This window comes from Paraburkholderia sp. GW821-FHT02A12, from assembly GCF_059422005.1.
Genome location: NZ_JBWKWA010000002.1, coordinates 2,856,219 through 2,873,351, shown reverse-complemented (window position 1 = coordinate 2,873,351; position 17,133 = coordinate 2,856,219). Strand labels below are relative to the sequence as shown.

Annotated in this window: 13 protein-coding genes and 1 pseudogene; 6 read left to right on the top strand and 8 right to left on the bottom strand. The window is 59.0% G+C overall.

The genetic code is table 11. The annotated features are described in order from the left end of the window. Positions 1-169: 169 nt before the first annotated feature. From AC07WT_RS34365 to AC07WT_RS34345, 5 genes and pseudogenes are all read right to left on the bottom strand, one after another. A pseudogene (locus AC07WT_RS34365) lies at positions 170-493 on the bottom strand (nitrite reductase); the annotation flags it as partial. 16 nt (positions 494-509) lie between these two features. Beyond that, the gene (locus tag AC07WT_RS34360) at positions 510-1,439 is read right to left on the bottom strand and encodes a LysR substrate-binding domain-containing protein (protein ID WP_494950391.1); all 930 of its coding nucleotides are present in this window, start codon (positions 1,437-1,439) and stop codon (positions 510-512) included. Positions 1,440-1,478: 39 nt separating this feature from the next. Then, positions 1,479-2,333 (bottom strand): transporter substrate-binding domain-containing protein, encoded by an 855-nt coding sequence (locus AC07WT_RS34355; RefSeq protein ID WP_494951114.1) that lies wholly within the window; start codon positions 2,331-2,333, stop codon positions 1,479-1,481. Between the two features lie 96 nt (positions 2,334-2,429). After that, complete coding sequence (gene hutH, locus AC07WT_RS34350) at positions 2,430-3,992, bottom strand: histidine ammonia-lyase (RefSeq protein WP_494950390.1); 1,563 nt, start codon at positions 3,990-3,992, stop codon at positions 2,430-2,432. 253 nt (positions 3,993-4,245) lie between these two features. Continuing rightward, positions 4,246-5,997 (bottom strand): FAD-binding protein, encoded by a 1,752-nt coding sequence (locus tag AC07WT_RS34345; RefSeq protein ID WP_494950389.1) that lies wholly within the window; start codon positions 5,995-5,997, stop codon positions 4,246-4,248. Between the two features lie 437 nt (positions 5,998-6,434). Here AC07WT_RS34345 and AC07WT_RS34340 point away from each other — a divergent pair, with 437 nt between their 5' ends. Then, positions 6,435-7,427, top strand: coding sequence for an ABC transporter substrate-binding protein (locus AC07WT_RS34340; protein WP_494950388.1), 993 nt, complete (start codon positions 6,435-6,437; stop codon positions 7,425-7,427). An 84-nt stretch (positions 7,428-7,511) separates the two neighbouring features. Here AC07WT_RS34340 and AC07WT_RS34335 read toward each other — a convergent pair whose 3' ends face one another. Both AC07WT_RS34335 and AC07WT_RS34330 read right to left on the bottom strand, forming a co-directional pair. Beyond that, positions 7,512-8,357: a 4Fe-4S dicluster domain-containing protein gene (locus AC07WT_RS34335; protein WP_494950387.1), complete on the bottom strand. Its 846-nt coding sequence runs from the start codon at positions 8,355-8,357 to the stop codon at positions 7,512-7,514. Next, entirely contained in the window at positions 8,354-11,311 is a 2,958-nt protein-coding gene (locus tag AC07WT_RS34330; RefSeq protein ID WP_494950386.1) for a molybdopterin-dependent oxidoreductase, read from the bottom strand. Before AC07WT_RS34330 ends, AC07WT_RS34335 begins: the two co-directional genes overlap by 4 nt. A 309-nt stretch (positions 11,312-11,620) precedes the next feature. Between AC07WT_RS34330 and AC07WT_RS34325 the strand changes: the two genes are divergently transcribed. After that, positions 11,621-12,160: a MarR family winged helix-turn-helix transcriptional regulator gene (locus tag AC07WT_RS34325; protein ID WP_494950385.1), complete on the top strand. Its 540-nt coding sequence runs from the start codon at positions 11,621-11,623 to the stop codon at positions 12,158-12,160. Positions 12,161-12,182: 22 nt separating this feature from the next. Here the strand turns inward: AC07WT_RS34325 and AC07WT_RS34320 are convergent, their stop codons facing one another. Continuing rightward, on the bottom strand, positions 12,183-13,118 hold the full coding sequence (locus tag AC07WT_RS34320; RefSeq protein ID WP_494950384.1) for a LysR substrate-binding domain-containing protein: 936 nt from the start codon (positions 13,116-13,118) through the stop codon (positions 12,183-12,185). A 188-nt stretch (positions 13,119-13,306) separates the two neighbouring features. Here AC07WT_RS34320 and gtdA point away from each other — a divergent pair, with 188 nt between their 5' ends. From gtdA to AC07WT_RS34300, 4 genes are all read left to right on the top strand, one after another. Continuing rightward, complete coding sequence (gene gtdA / locus AC07WT_RS34315) at positions 13,307-14,353, top strand: gentisate 1,2-dioxygenase (RefSeq protein WP_494950383.1); 1,047 nt, start codon at positions 13,307-13,309, stop codon at positions 14,351-14,353. 74 nt (positions 14,354-14,427) lie between these two features. Continuing rightward, entirely contained in the window at positions 14,428-15,126 is a 699-nt protein-coding gene (locus AC07WT_RS34310) for a fumarylacetoacetate hydrolase family protein (protein WP_494950382.1), read from the top strand. A gap of 33 nt (positions 15,127-15,159) precedes the next feature. Continuing rightward, positions 15,160-15,801 carry a maleylacetoacetate isomerase gene (gene maiA, locus AC07WT_RS34305; RefSeq protein ID WP_494950381.1) on the top strand — a complete coding sequence of 214 codons (642 nt, stop codon included), beginning with the start codon at positions 15,160-15,162 and terminating at the stop codon, positions 15,799-15,801. An 11-nt stretch (positions 15,802-15,812) separates the two neighbouring features. Beyond that, the gene (locus tag AC07WT_RS34300; RefSeq protein ID WP_494950380.1) at positions 15,813-17,021 is read left to right on the top strand and encodes a 3-hydroxybenzoate 6-monooxygenase; all 1,209 of its coding nucleotides are present in this window, start codon (positions 15,813-15,815) and stop codon (positions 17,019-17,021) included. The last annotated feature ends 112 nt before the right edge of the window (positions 17,022-17,133 follow it).

Here is a 17,133-nt window from a genome sequence, read left to right as displayed (position 1 = left end):
GGCGTGCTGATGAACGTCGCGAGGCCGAGTTACGGTAATGACTTTTCTCACGCGGTCATCGCCGCCGCGATGGTTGCCGTCATCATCTTCGTGTCGGTGTGTCGAATCAGGCGTTGATTGCACAGCGTTGTCGCCGTTAATATGAAAGGCTCAGGCGCACTCCCGCGCGCCGGAACGACGACTTGTTGTCGCGCCGTCCATAGCAGTTATACACGCGTACCACCGCCTCGATGTAGTTCATGATGTGCTGCCACGGCAGGAACTCGCGCAGCACCGTCGCGGTCATCGGCGTGCGCCCCATGCCGCCGCCTACGGAGACACGAAAGCCCAGATCACCATGCTCGTTCGACAGCAGTCGCAAGCCGACATCATGCCAATCGGTGGCCGCGCGATCGTCGATGGCCCCCGTTATCGCGATCTTGAATTTGCGTGGCAGGAACGCGAACTCGGGATGCAACGTCGTCCACTGCCGCATGATTTCGGCGAAAGGACGCTTGTACATGCGCGCTTCAGTCGCCAAACATGGCTTTTATGTCGCGTCCCGTCTGCTCGGCTTCCTCGATTAGCCAGTCGAGAAATTGCCTGGTTGCTGGGGAGTCTGCTACAGCTCGCTTCCAGCAAATGAAGTATGGGAACGGCATGGGTATCGTGACCTTGAACGGCGCGACAAGTTCGTGTCGCTTGATGCTATCAATGGCAAAAAAGCCCTGTCCCAACGAAATGCCTCTTCCCCGAATTGCCGCATCGATTGCCATGCCGGAAACGGAGTAAGTGAGCGGCGTCAACGCCTCGGGCAGAGGCACTCCGACCGCATGCAACCACTGTCCCCATGTTGGTGGTGACAGGTTTGCCCATCCCCACTCGACGTGAATCAGCGGGTAGCGCAAGATATCCGCCGGTTGCGAGACCGGCTTTTCCGCCTGCAACAGCGAGGGTGAAAACATGGGTGCAACTCTGTCCGTAAAGACGACGTGATAGGGCGTGCCGTCATTCGGTAGGGCCCCATACGTTAGCCGGACGTCAGCACTTCTCGCACCGATACTGGTTTCGTGATCGACGACCTCGACATGAACCTGTACGTGAGGGCAGATGGTGTGCCACGTGTCCAATCTGGAGGCAAGCCAATGGGTCGCGACTGACGGAAATGTCATCAGGGTGAGCCGGCGTCCCGTCTGCGCCTTGAGCGCCGCCTGGGCGCTATGGAAGCACTCGAACCCCCGGGAGATGTGCGAATGGTACATCTCGCAGAGCGGGGTCGGTCGCAGGCCCGTGTTCTCCCGCTCGAAAAGCGCGACCCCGAGAAACTCTTCGAGGACGCGAATCTGCTGACTAATCGCACCGGGCGTCACGTGAAGCGCCTCCGCGGCCGCCACGACGCCCCCGTAACGGATGACGGCATCGAATATCTGCAAGGCTCGAAGAGGGGGAAGGCGGTTCATGTCGTTGACCTGGCAAATGCCGTGCGAAGCTAGTTTAGCTTACGGTTGCACATCGGCCTTGAACCACTTTTCCGACAGCCGCTTCACGGTACCGTCTGCAAGTGCTTCCGTGATGGCTGCGTCAAATTTTGCTTTCAGATCCGTATCCTGTTTGCGAAACCCAAGACCTTCTCCCGGCCCCCAAATCGCGCCACCGATCCTGGGTCCCGCGATCTGGATTCGAGCGGTTTCCTTGTTGTCGGCAATTCCGGCGTAGTAGGTGACGTCGTCGAAGGCCATGTCGACGCGTCCGTTGACCAGGTCGAGGTCACGTTCGGCCGAGGTCTTGTAGAGGCGTACGGAAGTGATGTCTTTGAAGTTGTCGGTGATGAACCTGGTGTAGACCGTGCCGGATTGAATGCCGATAGATTTCCCTCTCAGTTGATCGCGCAGCGGGGCGATCATGGGTCCGTCGGTTTTGGGGTCGCCAGTCAGCTTGAGGGACGGAGCTTTTCCTATCGTGTTCGCCAATCCATGGCCATCTATTGTTGCGAACGCGGCCGGCGTTGCAGCGTAGGGCTTGGAGAAGGCAATGGCCTTTTCGCGATCTGGTGTGATTGCGAGGGCGTCCATCACAACATCGAATTTGCCTGCCTGCAGGCCGGTAATGAGGCCGTCAAAGTCCTGGGCGACTGTTTCGCATTGCAGGTTGACCCGCTTGCACAGATTGTCGATTAATTCCGGTTCGAATCCCGAGATTTTTCCGTTCGGCAAGGTCAGATTCCACGGAGCATAACTGCCTTCCATGGCAACCTTCACGGTCTTCCATTCCTTTGCTTGAGCGCTGTTTCCTGCCAGTGCCAGCACGCCGAGAAAGGTGACGAGAGAAGCCTTCAGGACGTTTGTGGAATTCATATTCACATTACACCTCCATAGTGTCGAATCAAGGTTGTGCCTGGATTGGAAATACTCGGATCGTCACGCTCCGCGGGATTGCGCGCTCTACCGGCTTCAGCTGTGCAACGTGCCGGCGATGCTCTCCACGATGCTCAGCAAGTCGCCTTGTTCGACGAGCCGGTGGACTCCCACCATGTCCGGATAGAAAAACCGATCGCCTTCTGCAGTCGGGGCGACCTGTCGAATTCGCGCATACACCGCCGCGGTTGCGGGTGATGCGTCGGCTGGATCGAAGAAGTCCAGCGCCTGGGCGGCGGTGAGCAGCTCGATCGCCAGCACGTGCTGCAATTTCTGCGAAGTTGCGTAGGCTTTTCGTGCAGCGTGATAGGCGAAGCTCACGGGGTCTTCCTGGTTGCCGCTCGTCGGCACGCTGTCGACGCTTGCTGGTTGAGCGAGGGTGCGCATCTCGCCCAGCAATCCGGCCGCTGTGTACTGAATGATCATGTAACCGCTGTTCAGCCCCGGATCCTTCGCGAGGAACGCGGGCAGTTCGCTGAAGTACGGGTTGACGAGCCGGTCCGTCCGGCGCTCCGAGATCTTCGCGAGCGTGGTCATGGCGATGCAGAGGAGATCGCATGCGATGCCGACGAACGTACCGTCGAAGTTGGCGCCGGATATCGCGGTACCGTCCTCTCCATCGGGATGGATGACTGGATTGTCGCCGCACGACCCCGCTTCATCGAGAATCGCGTCGTACGCGTCATTGATCGCCCGCTTGGACGCCCCATGTACCTGAGCAATGCCGCGAAGGCTGTAGGCGTCCTGGAGTCTGTAATCGGCAAAGCGATCGCATAGCGCACTTCTGGACAGCAGCCGCCGGAGGTTGTCGGCGGTGTTCCTCTGGTCGACATGTTTCTTGACGGAGTGATACCTGGCATCCAGCGAGCGCGTGGTTGCCTTGAGCGGCTGCAGGGACATCGATGCGGCAATGTCGGCAACCTTCGAAAGCTCGGTTGCGTTGTAAAGCGCCAGCATTCCGATCGCGGTCACTGACGTGGTGCCGTTGGTGAGCGCAAGCCCCTCCTTGCAGCGCAGCGAGTGCGGCTGCAGCCCCGCTCGCTCCAATGCTTCGGCGCCACTCATGCGTTCACCGCGGCAGAAAGCCTCTCCTTCACCGATCAGCACGAGTGCCATATGTGCCTCGGGCGCCAGATAACCGACCGATCCGTCGCCCGGCGCGAACGGCGTGATGTCGTTGTTCAGTAGTCCGGCGATTTGCTGCAGCAATTCGAGGCTGACGCCGGAATAACCCTTGCCGAGGCTGTTCAGCATCATCAGCAGCGTGGCTCGGACAACTTCGCGAGGCAGCGGCTCGCCGACCGAGACGGCATGGGAGCGCACGATATTTCGCTGAAGCTGCTCGGCGTCGTGCGAGCTGATGACGCGTGTCGAATTTGCGCCAAAGCCGGACGTCACGCCATAGACAAGCCGGTTCTGGCTCAGAAAAAGGTCGACCAGGCGGCGCGAATTCAATACGCGCTCGCGATAGACGGGCGAAAACCTTATCTGCGCGCCATGTCTGGCTACGGCAATGAACTGCTCGATCGAAATATCGGATTCTCCGAGCTGAACTTCGGATATCTTGCTTGGTCGGGATTCGATGTGCGCCAAACTCATTCTGAATTTCCTCTGTCGAATGCATGAAATGAAGTGGCCGGAAAATCAGCTTCAAAGCGTGATGTTTGCCGGAGATCATTGCAGGGCAGAGTAGCGTCGGCGGCCTTGGCGCACAAACGATTTGATTTGAGCTTCGTGTTTAGATTTTCTAAAGTCGGATTTTGGTGATTTACCAGAAATTCTCGAGATTTCGATTTTTGATCTGTGTAAATGTTTTTTCTTGAATTGCTGTCACGCAGCGAGCATTTGGCGATTAAACAATGCGAACTTTGGAGGTGGAAGAGGAAGGGGCGTTTGCTTTGTTGCCGACCTTCTCCTGCCCACTTCCAGCAATGGACATGGCGGCCAGATATCCGAACGTCAGCGCGGGCCCGAGTGTAATCCCGGCACCAATGTAGTGTCCGCCCACCGGCGAGTTCATATCGTTGCCGCAAGCGTACAGTCCGGGAATTGGACGGTTGTCGTGATCAAGAACTTCGCCGTGACTTCCGGTCACGAGACCACGGCTTGTACCGAAGTCCCCGGGCATCAGCTTGACAGCGTAAAAGGGGCCTCGCTCAATGGGCCCAAGGCAGGGGTTGGGTGAGTGTGTCGGGTCACCCTTGTAAATGTTGTAGGCGGATGATCCCTTGCCGAAATCTGCATCCACGCCGATGGCTGCAAACTGGTTGTTGCGCGCGACGCTGCGTTCCAGCCCGCTGCGGTCGACGCCGATCTTGCCAGCAAGTTCAGCCAGCGTCCGGCCGCTGAAGAGGTATCCCGCCTTCTCATAGCGCCGCAGCGACAAACTGCCGGGAAGGATGACGCCAATACCGTACTTTTTTACTGCCGCTGCGTCGGCAATAAGATATGCCGGGATGGCGCCGGCATCGAACATCCCGAGGGTGAAAGCGTGGTACGACGCCGCCTCGTTGGTGAAGCGGTTCCCGTCCTTGCCCACTGCAATGAACCCGGGCTTGGGACGGTCAAGCATGAAGTGCCCCCACAACGTCTTATCGCCCGTCTCGTTCGACAACACGGACATTGGCACATAGAAACCCGTGTCCTCGGAGTTGTGATCGAGCCGCCCCCCGGCCGATAGACCCAGACGAATACCCTCGCCAATGTTGCTAGGCAGTCCGAGTCCCAACTCGACTGTGGGCTTGCGTGAGTGTTCCTGGCGCATTTCCTGGCTGCCCGGATACCCCCCGGTCGCAATGACCACGCCCCGGCGAGCGCGGATTCGAAGTGTGCGGCCGTCCCGAACCACTTCTGTGCCGATGACGGTACCGTCATCGATGATCAGCCTGGTGGCGGACGAGCGCAGCCAGATTTCGATCTGCCGAGCCAGTATCGTCTTGTACAGGCGAGCGATGAGAGCATTTCCGCCAACGAGCCGGGTGCCACGGTGATAGCTCAGCCGATCCACGCCATAGCGAAAAAAGCGCTTTAGCACGTGGAAGAACGACCGAGCTGACTTCGTGAAGGAAAGGAAGTGGAGCAAGTCAACAAGGTCAAGCATCATTCCACCGAACGGTGCGAACGCCGGTAGCGGAGCGCGTAAATTCTTGAAGTGCTGACCAAGCTTGCGAGCGTCGAATTCTACCGGGGCATGGGCGCGACCGAACATGCCTCCCTCCAGCTCGGGGTGGTAGTCCGGGTAGTCGACTGCCACTACCTCGAGCGCGGAGTTGCGCAACATGTAGTCGAGCGCAGTTCGGCCTTCCTGGATGTAGGCTTCCTGCAATGAGCGGTCGACACTCGTACCGACAGTCCTGGCAAAGTATTGCCGCGCTTTATCAAACGAATCTTTGAAGCCAGCGGCCTGCATTGGCGCGCTGTCGACGAACCACATCATGCCCACCGACCACGCGGACGTTCCGCCGACCTGATCGGTCTTCTCAAGAACGAGCGGCTCGAGCCCCTCGTTCTTCGACACGATCGCAGCCGTCATGCCAGCTGCGCCTGCACCCATGATGATGACGTCGACCTCGCGGTCCCAGTTCTCCGTCGTTGCGGTGCCCATGATGTTTGTCCTGTTTTAAAGAGTCTCTGACGGTCGCACCACACTAGCGTAGTACGCATCGCGCTGCAGTTAAATAATTCTGTATAGAATCATACTGAAAAGGATGGATTTATATCGAATGATGTGTTTCGGAGTGAACAATGTCAAGAAATTCCAGGGTATCCCCTGGCAAATCTTGTCGACGCCTCTCGCTACAGGTGCATACGTTTCCCGCCGGAGAACCCCTCGAAATTTCTTGACGCAAATCGTTCTATTGGCGATGATTCGATATAAAACAATAGTGGTGATTGCAGATCGGGACCTGCGTTTTTCGTTCGTCTGCAAGGTGCATGGGCGCAGGCAAACAAAGCGTTTTTCAGCAACACGCAGCAACCATGTTGCTGCATGGGACCGGAGTAACCGCTAAAGCGCTAACTCCGGTCGACATAGGAGGAACAATGAGCAAGCTTCAGTTGTCCATCGCCGTAGGCAACTACGACCGGATCAGGCCGTTGGTCGACGGTGAGGTTCAAATCGAGGGTGTGGACCCGGTCTTCATGTTGCAGGATCCCGAGGAGATCTTCTTTCGCGCTTTCAGACACGCTGACTTTGATATTTGCGAACTCTCGCTTAGCAGCTACTCGGTGAAGACTGCTGCGAGGACCTCACCCTACATCGCGGTGCCGGTCTTTCCGTCGAGAGCCTTTCGACACACGTCGATTTATGTGCGCGCGGATAGGGGCATTAACAGCCCGGAAGATCTGAAGGGCAAGCGCATCGGGGTGCCGGAATATCAGCTAACGGCAAACGTCTGGGTACGTCTTTTTCTCGAGGAGGACTACGGTGTAAAGCCTTCTGATGTGACCTGGGTGCGCGGCGGATACGAAGATCCGACAAGGGTGGAGAAAATCTCGCTGAACTTGCCTTCGGACGTCAAACTGGAGAACGCGCCCGAAGGCAGGACGATCTCGAGCCTGCTGGCCGACGGGGAAATCGATGCCGTCATTGGACCGCGAGCGCCTTCATGCTTTGACCGTGGGCATCCCCAGGTCAAGTATCTGTTCGACGATCCGCACAACGCCGCAGCAGACTGGTACGCGCGTACGAAGCTGTTTCCGATCATGCACACGCTTGGCGTCAGGAAGACGCTGGCAGAGAGTCATCCCTGGCTACCAGGAGCGTTAGTGAAGGCATTTGAGAAGTCTAAAGCCCTCGCGTTGGCACGGTTGAGCGATACGGCGGCCACCAAAGTTACCCTACCGTTCGTTGAGGACCAGCTACGTGCCGCTCGCAAACTGATGGGTACGGACTTCTGGTCATACGGGTTTTCGGCGAATGAGCATGCGATTGACCGTTTTCTCGCCCGCCATTTTGCAGAGGGGCTGTCAAGCCGCCGGCTTGAACCGCGTGAGCTGTTCCACCCGGCAAGCCTTGAAAGCTTTGCAATCTGAAGGAGAGCCTCTGCCTTTCAATCGGGCAGAGGCGCGGATTCGCATGGGGCCATCAGCAGCAGCGGCCCCGTTAGACATCAGAGATCAACACAACAGCGTGCCGAGGTTGACGCTCCCTATGCGCTCTCTTGTTGCAATGATTTTTTCATGGCCGTCCTTGCGGATCCGCAGTTCGATTGTCGACGTCTGCTCAGTCAGACCCGAGAACCGGAAATCCCCGAAATGGTCAGTCGTTGTCGTGCGTTCGTCCCCGCCGGCGGAGTCGTGCAGCACAACTTCAACACCCTCCAGGTTTCGCAGGCGACCGTCGCCAGTGGCTTCGCAGACGTTGCCTGCGACCAGATGGCTTAGAGCGTCATCCAGATTGCGGTAGAAGACGCGAGGCCTTGTGCCAAACTCCGGGTGAATGACCGTCAGGTGTTCCTTCTTTACCATTTCGTCCAGCTCGCTGTCTGGCATGTTTAGCGCACGTAGCGCCTTTGTCGGGCAGGCTTGTGCGCAACGCGGCTCTTTCCATCCGGCGTCAAGCAAATGCGCGTCAAAATTCCAGTTCTGCGGCACCTGTTCCTGTTCGTTCCATTCAATCATGCCGTAGGGGCATGTCGTCACCAGATCCCGTCGGCCGCGTGACTTCTCCGGATCAATGATCACGACGCCGTCCGGGCGTTTATAGATTGCTCCGTCGGCCGCTGCCTTAACGCATGGAGCGTTGTCGCAGTGATTGCACATCTGCGGAATATAAGTGACGTCCACCAGCGACCCTTCTCCCCGGACGTGGCGTTCGACACGAATCGTATCGAGGCCCTCCGGCGGGTGCGGTGCCGAATAGCCAGGGAACGCGTTGCCGGTGTACTCGTCTTTTGTCGAGATCACGCAGTTTCTGCAATTGATGCAGAGGGAAACGTCCACTACCAGTGCCCAGCCGGTCATGCTGCCTTCTCCATTGTTGCGTCCCATTTCTCTACCTCCACCCAGCAACTGTTGGGAATAATCCCGTCTGCGGTCGGGCTCATCTTTTGCCCTGGAGTCAGGAGGTTGAGACAACCTCCGCGATCGACGATACCTACCGAAGTCGGGATCAGATCGAGTTCGCCGCATGATTCGTTTCCGCGTGCTACGCCCTCCTTGACGAGTTGCGAAACGTCTATTGCGCAGATGACCGACGCCTGGGTGTTGTAGACCCGGACCAGATCGCCTGACCGCAGGCCGCGCGCCGAAGCATCTTTGGGACCCATTCGCAGGACCCAGTATCGATAGCCTCCAACGTCCATCCGGTGCTCATTGATCGTGCTGATGTGACTATTCTTCCCATCAGCCTGGGTATGGAAGCTGTAGACCGGGTGATTGGTCACGAGTTGTAGCGGGAACCTTTGCGTCACACCGCTCTGACTGTTGATATATCGGTTGACTGCCGGCCGCGCGGGATCGATCTGCTCGATACGGCGCAGGCTGGACGGAACAAACTCGAACTTGCCCGATTGCGTTGGAAGTCCCTGGCTGAATCCAGTCGAATACACGCCAGGAAGGGGATTCGCTTCCGGTAAGTCTTTGGTGCGACCCTCTGCGAACCAGCGCATGTCCACTGGTTGCTTGTCATCGTCCTTGGGAGGCGGCACGATGTGATAGCCCTTCTGGAGGAATTTCTTCCAGGTGGTCTGCTTGGGTAGGTCCGTGGAGTTGAATATCCGCTCGCACCAGGTCAGTTCCGATCCACCGCCTTCCGAGTACATGCCACCGTAGCCGAGTCTTGTCAGGATTTCCAGGAAAATTTGATAGTCTGATTTGGATTCGCCGAGAGGCTCGATGCATTTGTGCTGCATGATCATCATGCGGTGATTGAGCTGGCTCTGTGCATGCTGGATGTAGCCGCCACTGTTTGCCCATTCGGAAATATCGTCACGCTCGAGCGCGGTACACGCTGGCAGGATGATGTCTGCAAACTGCGCTTCGTTCTCCATCCATACCGACTGATTGACGACGAATTCGAGCGATGGATGACGATACGCTTCGATCAGTCTGTTGGAGCCCGGGACCGTGCCGAAAGAAGACGAGCCGTAGCGGTACAGCATGTGAACCCGCGAATAGCCCAGCTTGGGATAGGAGTATTGGCCAAATTGCCCTTCGATCGAGAAGCCCTCCCACAAGTAGCCATCCGCCGTTCCCTGCGTGATCGCCTCGGCAAACCGTTGGCGAGGGATAGACTGCTTCACCGGATTGATCGTGATGATGTGAGGCATGCGGCAATAGTTGTTGGCTGCGCTCGCGGTGTAGTTCAGGTCGCCCGAGATTCCTCCCTCGGCGTAGCCGGGAAAGTAAAAGTTCAGGTCCTGGGGGGCGCCGATCTGAAGATTGCCAAAGTTGATCCCCGGCTTCCCCCATCCCTGCATTGCCATCATCATGACGAGGCTTCGCGTCCATTGGGCCCCCGTCTCGGTGCGGCATGCTCCGCCAAAGCCCGCGCCGAGGCCTCCTGCAGCGAGGTACGTCTTCCTTGACGCCCACAACTTCGCGAGACTGCGGACGTCTTTCGCGGGAATACCGGTTTCAGCTTCTTGCCACTCCGGCGTCTTCGGCGAGCCGTCCTCTTCACCGAGAACATAAGCACGCCATTCGTCGAAACCCGTCGTTTTCGATGCTATGTATTCCTTATCGTAGCTGCCGCTGATCATCCATTCATACATGATGGCAATGGCCAGCGCCGAATCGGTGCCGGGCCTGATCGGTAGCCATTTTCCACCGAGGAACTGAGCGGACTGCGTCAGGTAGGGGTCGATGTGAACGAACTGCATCCCGAGCTGCTTGGCCCACAAGCGGCGCTCGGTGCCCTCGAACCCGGCGTACACCCCACTGGTCGACTCGGGATCGCTCGACCAGAAGACGATCACCTCCGCGTGTTCAAGACAGTCCACCGTCGTGCCGTAAAAGCTGGGCGTGCCCAGACGTAGACTGTTGCCGTAGTGATGCATGGCACCCCAGTACCAGCCTTCCCAGCTAATCGGGCTCATTTCGACGCGGGTGTATCCAATCAGGTTACCGAAGCGTTGCATGGCGCTTAGGTAGTAGTTGATGTTTCCCCACTGATGGTGGGCACCCGTGGCCATCGCGATAGCGCCGGGACCATGCTCCTGCTTCATACGGCGGATTTCGCCTGCGACAATGTCGAGCGCTTCGTCCCAACTGATACGCTCGTAGCCGGAAATCCCCCGGTTCTGAGGATTGCGTTCACCCTTCGGGTCGAAATCGACCCGCTTCATTGGATAAAGAAGCCGCTTGTCGGAATAAACGAGAGATTTGAGTGAGAGCGCGTGCGGGCTAACGGTTGCACGTCGTGCAGGCGAAAACTGGCGACCCCGTGCGGTGATGGTCCAGCTTGGTCCATCCTCCGCCGTCAGATCAATGGGAGTTGTCCGGATGATCTTGTCGTCCTTGACGAAGACAAAGACCGGCCCTCCATTGGTGAGCGTGACATAACGGGTGGTCCCATCTTTCATCCGGGTACCCGTGCGCCAGGAGGCCGTCTTCATCGTGTTCACCAGTTGACCGAACCAGACGAGCGCCTGATCACTGCCGCCTTGCGTGATCTTGAAGTTCTTGAGCGCATCAATCAGGAACGCGTGATCGGTCGTGGGCGCCAGCATCTGGCGTGCCGTGGCCACATCCATAAAGACAAGCTCGGCGTCGGGCTGAGGAGTCACACCCCAGCGCGCCGACACTGTGCCGTTTCTGAAATGCAACTGCCTCCCGAGGCTATTGTCCCGTAGCCGGAGCTGGATCACCCAGTTTCCCGCGCCAAGATGTTCACGCACGGGAGGAAACATGCGTGCGGCCATCCGTAGAACGGTCGGCATCAGCCAGAGTATGAGTACGAGGATGTGTCTTTGCATGGAAATCCTTCCTGAGCTGGCATGCGCCCGTCTCACTCGCCCGTTACACGTCGGTTTTGCGGTACCGCACCATAAAAGGCTCCGCAGATTCAGACGAATGCATCGGTACCTGTTGTATGATCTTCCTCGCGACGGATCATTTGCATAAAGATGATTCCATCAAAGATAGATTTATATCGAATGATGTGGTTCGGGACGAACAAAGTCAAGAATCCCAGGGAATGCCCTGGCGAGATGCATGTGATCGTCATATTTTTTGCCGATCGGCTCCGCGTCCCACTGGCCACCCTTATGTCAAGGAATGAACGAATGCCCAAGTCAAACTCTACTGCGGCCAAAGCAACCAGGGACGTTGCTGTACGACCGGGACCGGGAGCAAAAGAATCTTCTGACGTATTTGATGATCGCGGCAGGACTGTGCCGTGGATGGCGCGAACGGTGCACAGGCTCTACGACGCACAAGCGCAAAAGATTCTTGACAGGGAGAACCTCGCTATCGCGTACTGGTATTACCTTCGTGTACTGGCAGAGCGCGGTGAACTGAACCAGCTGGAGCTCAGCAAGCGTGTGGGCATTGCATCCACCACGGCGGTACCTGCGTTGGATAACCTCGAAAAGCGTGGCCTCGTACAACGAACCCGGGACCCAAACGACAGACGAAAGTACTTTGTCACTCTGAAGGCTGAGGGCAAACGGCTGGTAGATGAAATGCTGCCCGAACTCACCGACATGATTTCGGCGTCAATCGACGGGATCACTCAGAGGGATATGCGTATTTTTTGGAAAGTGATGCACCAGATCGAAACAAACCTCACTCTGAAGTCCCAAGACGACACAGTCGTGGATTGAACTGGCGGTAGCGTCTGAGGCTTTAAGCGGTGTGCCACTCTTTCATGTGCGGGTCCGCGAAAGCGCGGAGACTTTCCAATGCCATGGCCACCGCCGCGCGATTGACGCTCTCGGCGTGCCAGTAGATCGACACTGAGCCGAAGCCTTCGAGTTGAACCGGCAGAATACGAAGCGCGTTCAACTGCTCGAAGCGACGCGCGGCCCGATGCGAGGCGACGCCCACCAGATCGGTGTTATTCAGCAGCGTGAGATTGAGAATCGACGAATTCGATTCGACGCAGTGATTGGGCAGCGCGCGTCCCGCTGCCGCGAGCGCCGCCTCCAGCGCGTTGCGCACGGGCGTGCCCTGCGGCCAGACGATCCACGAATACGCGAGCACATCGTCCCAGCCGGGCTTTGCCTTTTCCGTGAGCGGATGATCGGGCCGTGCGACGAAGTCGATCGGCTCCGTATAGAGCGTCTCGGTCTGCAACTGCGGATCGTCGTACTGCTGACCCGAGCGGCCGACGACGATACCGAGTTCCCCTCGCGCAAGCTGCGGCATAAGCTGATTCATCGTACTTTCGACGAGCCGCACCTGCGCGCGCGGCATGCGTTCGAGAAGCCGCGACACGGCGAGCGGCACCGTGTCCGCCGCCGATACACCCGACGTCCCAATACTGACGAGGCCGCTGCCGCCCGCGCGCAGCGCCTGCATGTCATCACGCGCAATGTCGAGATGCGCTTCGATTCGGCGCGCGTGCTCGATCAGCGCTTCGCCGTAAGACGTGGGCCGCAGACCGCGCGCATGCCTCTCGAAGAGGGGCAGGCCGACGTCTTCCTCAAGTTCCTTCAGCCATTTCGACAGCGCCGGCTGCGTCGTGTTGAGCGCGGCTGCCGATTGGCTGAGGTTGCCCGTGCCCGCGAGGCTCAACAGTACCTGCAGATGCCTCAGACGCAAGCGGTAAGTCCAGTCCATTGCGCAGACCTTTAGTCACGAGTTTCGCGAATCCCGCTCTGCAGGCATATCCGAAACCGTATGGATTAGATGATTTCGCCATTTTACTGGGCATAGCGCTGTCGCATATAAATGATTGTGCGGTATCTATTCAGCCGACGCGACCAGCTAGCGCGTTTGAACCGCGAGACACTACAAAGGAGACGCGAATGACGAGCAACTATCCGGGCGGATCGCGCGCGGCCTATTACGAGCAGATTGCCCAGCAGCGTATGGCCCCGCTTTGGGAATCGCTGCACAACCTCGTGCCGAAAGCGCCGCAACCGAAAGCGCAGCCCGCCATCTGGAAGTACGCGCAGGTGCGCGACCTGGTGATGCAGGCGGGTTCCGTAATCAGCGCGGAAGAAGCCGTGCGCCGCGTGCTGGTGCTCGAAAACCCAGGCTTGCCCGGCAAGTCGAGCATGACGCAGAACCTGTACGCTGGACTCCAGCTGATCCTGCCTGGCGAGATCGCGCCCAGCCACCGGCATACGCAGTCGGCGCTTCGCTTCATCGTCGAAGGCAAGGGCGCGTGGACGGCCGTCGACGGCGAACGCACGACGATGCATCCGGGCGACTTCATCATCACGCCGTCGTGGACATGGCACGACCACGGCAATCCTTCCGTGAAAGAGGGCGGAGAGCCTGTCGTGTGGCTCGATGGCCTCGATATTCCGCTCGTCGCGCAGATGGACGCCGGTTTCGCCGAGAACTACCCCGAGATGACGCAGCCGGTCTCGCGCCCCGAGGGCGATAGCTTCGCGCGCTTCGGCCACAACATGGTGCCCGTGCGGCATCGCGTGTCCGATCCCACTTCGCCGATTTTCAGCTACCCGTACGAACGCAGCCGCGAAGCGCTCGACGCGCTGTACCGCAACGGCGAACTCGACGAATGGGACGGCGTGAAGCTGCGCTACGTGAATCCGGCCACGGGCGGCTGGCCGATGCCGACCATTGCGACCTTCATGCAATACCTGCCCGCGGGCTTCAAGGGCCGCACGTATCGCAGCACCGATGCAACCGTGTACTGCGTCGTCGAAGGCAAGGGCACGGTCAAGATCGGCAACGACGAATTCACGTTCGAGCCGCACGACGTGTTCGTCGCGCCGTCGTGGGCGCCAGTGCAACTAGCGGCGTTGGCGGAAAGCGTGCTGTTCAGCTATTCGGATCGTCCCGTGCTCGCCGCGCTGAATCTGCTGCGCGAAGAGCGCAGCTAGGCGCATTCCTTTCCTTTCGACGCGCCGCGTTGGCGGCGCGTGATCCATCCTTTATCTGTCGAGTCGAACTCATCATGACTTTTGTTTTCCCGCCCGAAGCGCCCGTCGCTGTTCCCGTCGCCAGTAGCGACGCGCAATTCGCTGTGCGCCGCGTTTATTGCGTGGGCCGCAACTACGCAGCGCATGCGCGCGAAATGGGCTTCGATCCCGATCGCGAGCCGCCGTTCTTCTTCTGCAAGCCGGCCGATGCCGTCGTGCCCGTCGCTTACGGTGAAGCGCTTGAACTGGCCTACCCGTCGCAGACGCAGAACTACCATTATGAAGCCGAACTCGTTGCTGTGATCGGCAAGAGCGGCTCGGATATCCCGGTCGAACGGGCGCTCGATCACGTATGGGGCTATGCGGTCGGCCTCGATATGACCCGCCGCGATCTGCAGATGAAGATGCGCGAGATGGGCCGTCCGTGGGAGATTGGCAAGGCGTTTGACCGCTCGGCGCCGATCGGGCCGATTCATCCAGCAAGCGAGGTCGGTCACTTCGAGAACGCCGGCCTTTGGCTGACCGTCAATGGCGAGACCAAACAGAAGAGCGACGTATCGCATCTGATCTGGTCGGTCGCGGAGACGGTTCAGTATCTGTCGAAGTTCTTCCGCCTCGAACCGGGCGACGTGATTTTCACGGGCACGCCTGAAGGCGTCGGTGCGGTGAAGAAGGGCGACACGATGAGGGTCGGCGTCGAGCGTCTTGGGGAAGTCACGGTGCGCGTGGCCTGAGATACGTAACCTGCATTGATCGGAGGTCTACTCGTGCAACTCCATAGCTTCTTCAACAGTTCGACGTCGTACCGCGTACGTATTGCACTCACGCTCAAGGGGCTCGCGTATGAGACGCTGCCCGTCAACATCCGCGTCGGCGAACATCGCGCAGCGGACTATGTGGCGAACGTCAATCCGTCTGCGTCGGTGCCCGCGCTGATCGATGGCGATTTCAGACTCGGCCAGTCGCTCGCGATCATCGATTACCTCGACCAGAAGTACCCCGAGCCGCGCCTGATTCCGCTCGAACCGGTACTGCGTGCGCGCGTGCTCGAGTTCGCTTCGCTGATTTCTTGCGACATCCATCCGGTTAATAACCTGCGGGTGTTGCGATACCTGGAAACGGAATTCAAGGTCACGCCCCAGCAGAAGAGCGCGTGGTATCGGCACTGGATCGCGGAGGGCATGGCAGGCGTCGAGCGCCTGCTCGAACGCAGCAACGCAGGTCCGTGGTGCTTGGGTGCGCAACCGACGCTCGCCGACGTGTGCCTGGTGCCACAGATCGCCAACGCGCTGCGCATGGACTGCGATCTGAGTCCGTATCCGCGCAGTCTCGCCGTATATGAACACGCATCGAAACACCCGGCATTCGACGCCGCGCAGCCGCAGCGCCAGCCCGATTACATCGCTTGATTGGAGTAGCCATGAGTGAGACAAATAGCAACGGCCGGCGCGTGCTCGTGATCGGCGGCGGCATTGGTGGCCTGGCCACCGCGCTGGCGCTCGCGCGTCAAGGCATTCGCGTGCAACTGCTCGAGCAGGCCCCTGAGATCGGGGAAATCGGCGCAGGAATCCAGTTGGCCGCCAACGCGTTTAACGCACTCGATGCGCTGGGCGTCGGTGAGGCAGCGCGCAACCGCGCCGTATTCACGGACTACCTGAAATTGATGGATGCGCTTGACGCAAAGGAAGTGGTGCGGATCGACGTCGGCGCCCCGTATCGTGCGCGCTTTGGCAATCCGTATGCGGTAATTCATCGTGCCGACATTCACCTGTCGATTCTCGAAGCCGTGAAGGATCATCCATTGATCGAGTTCCGCACCAACACGCAGGTCTGCGAACTCGAACAGAATGCCGCCGGCGTGACTGTCATCGATCAGAACGGCGAGCGGTACCACGCGGATGCCGTGATCGGCTGCGATGGCGTGAAGTCGGCGATACGCAAGGCATTGATCGGCGACGAGCATAGCGTGACAGGGCATGTCGTGTATCGCGCCGTCGTTGAAGTCGAAAACATGCCGGAGGATTTGCAGATCAATGCGCCTGTGGTGTGGGCCGGTCCGCATTGCCACCTCGTGCACTATCCGCTGCGCGGCGGCCGCCAATATAACCTCGTCGTCACCTTCCACAGTCGCGAGAAGGAGGAATGGGGCGTGCGCGAAGGCAGCAAGCAGGAAGTGCTGTCCTACTTCGAAGGCATTCATCCGTTGCCGCATCAGATGCTCGACCGGCCGACTTCATGGAAGCGCTGGGCCACGGCGGACCGGGACCCCGTAGAGCGCTGGAGCTATGGGCGTGCGACGGTGCTCGGTGACGCCGCGCATCCGATGACGCAATATCTGGCGCAAGGCGCCTGCCAGGCGCTCGAAGATGCCGTCACGCTTGGCGCCGCCGTCGCTGCGACGGATGGCGATTTCGAAGCCGCGTTCAAGCTGTACGAGACCGCACGTATTCCGCGCACGGCGCGCGTGCTGTATTCGGCGCGTGAGATGGGCCGTATCTATCACGCCAAGGGCGTCGAGCGACAAGTTCGGAATTCCCTTTGGGTCGGCCGCACGCAGGAGCAGTTCTACGACGCACTGCAATGGCTGCACGGCTGGCGCGCGGAAGAGTGCCTGAAGGGCGTCATCTGAGGCGCGACGGGGTACCAGGCAACAGGCTGGCTCAACGAAGGACGCGTCCGTAAGGCGGTGAGACACCGCCCCGAGGACGCGTGGAGTAAAGTGCCCGCACTCCATCAAGACA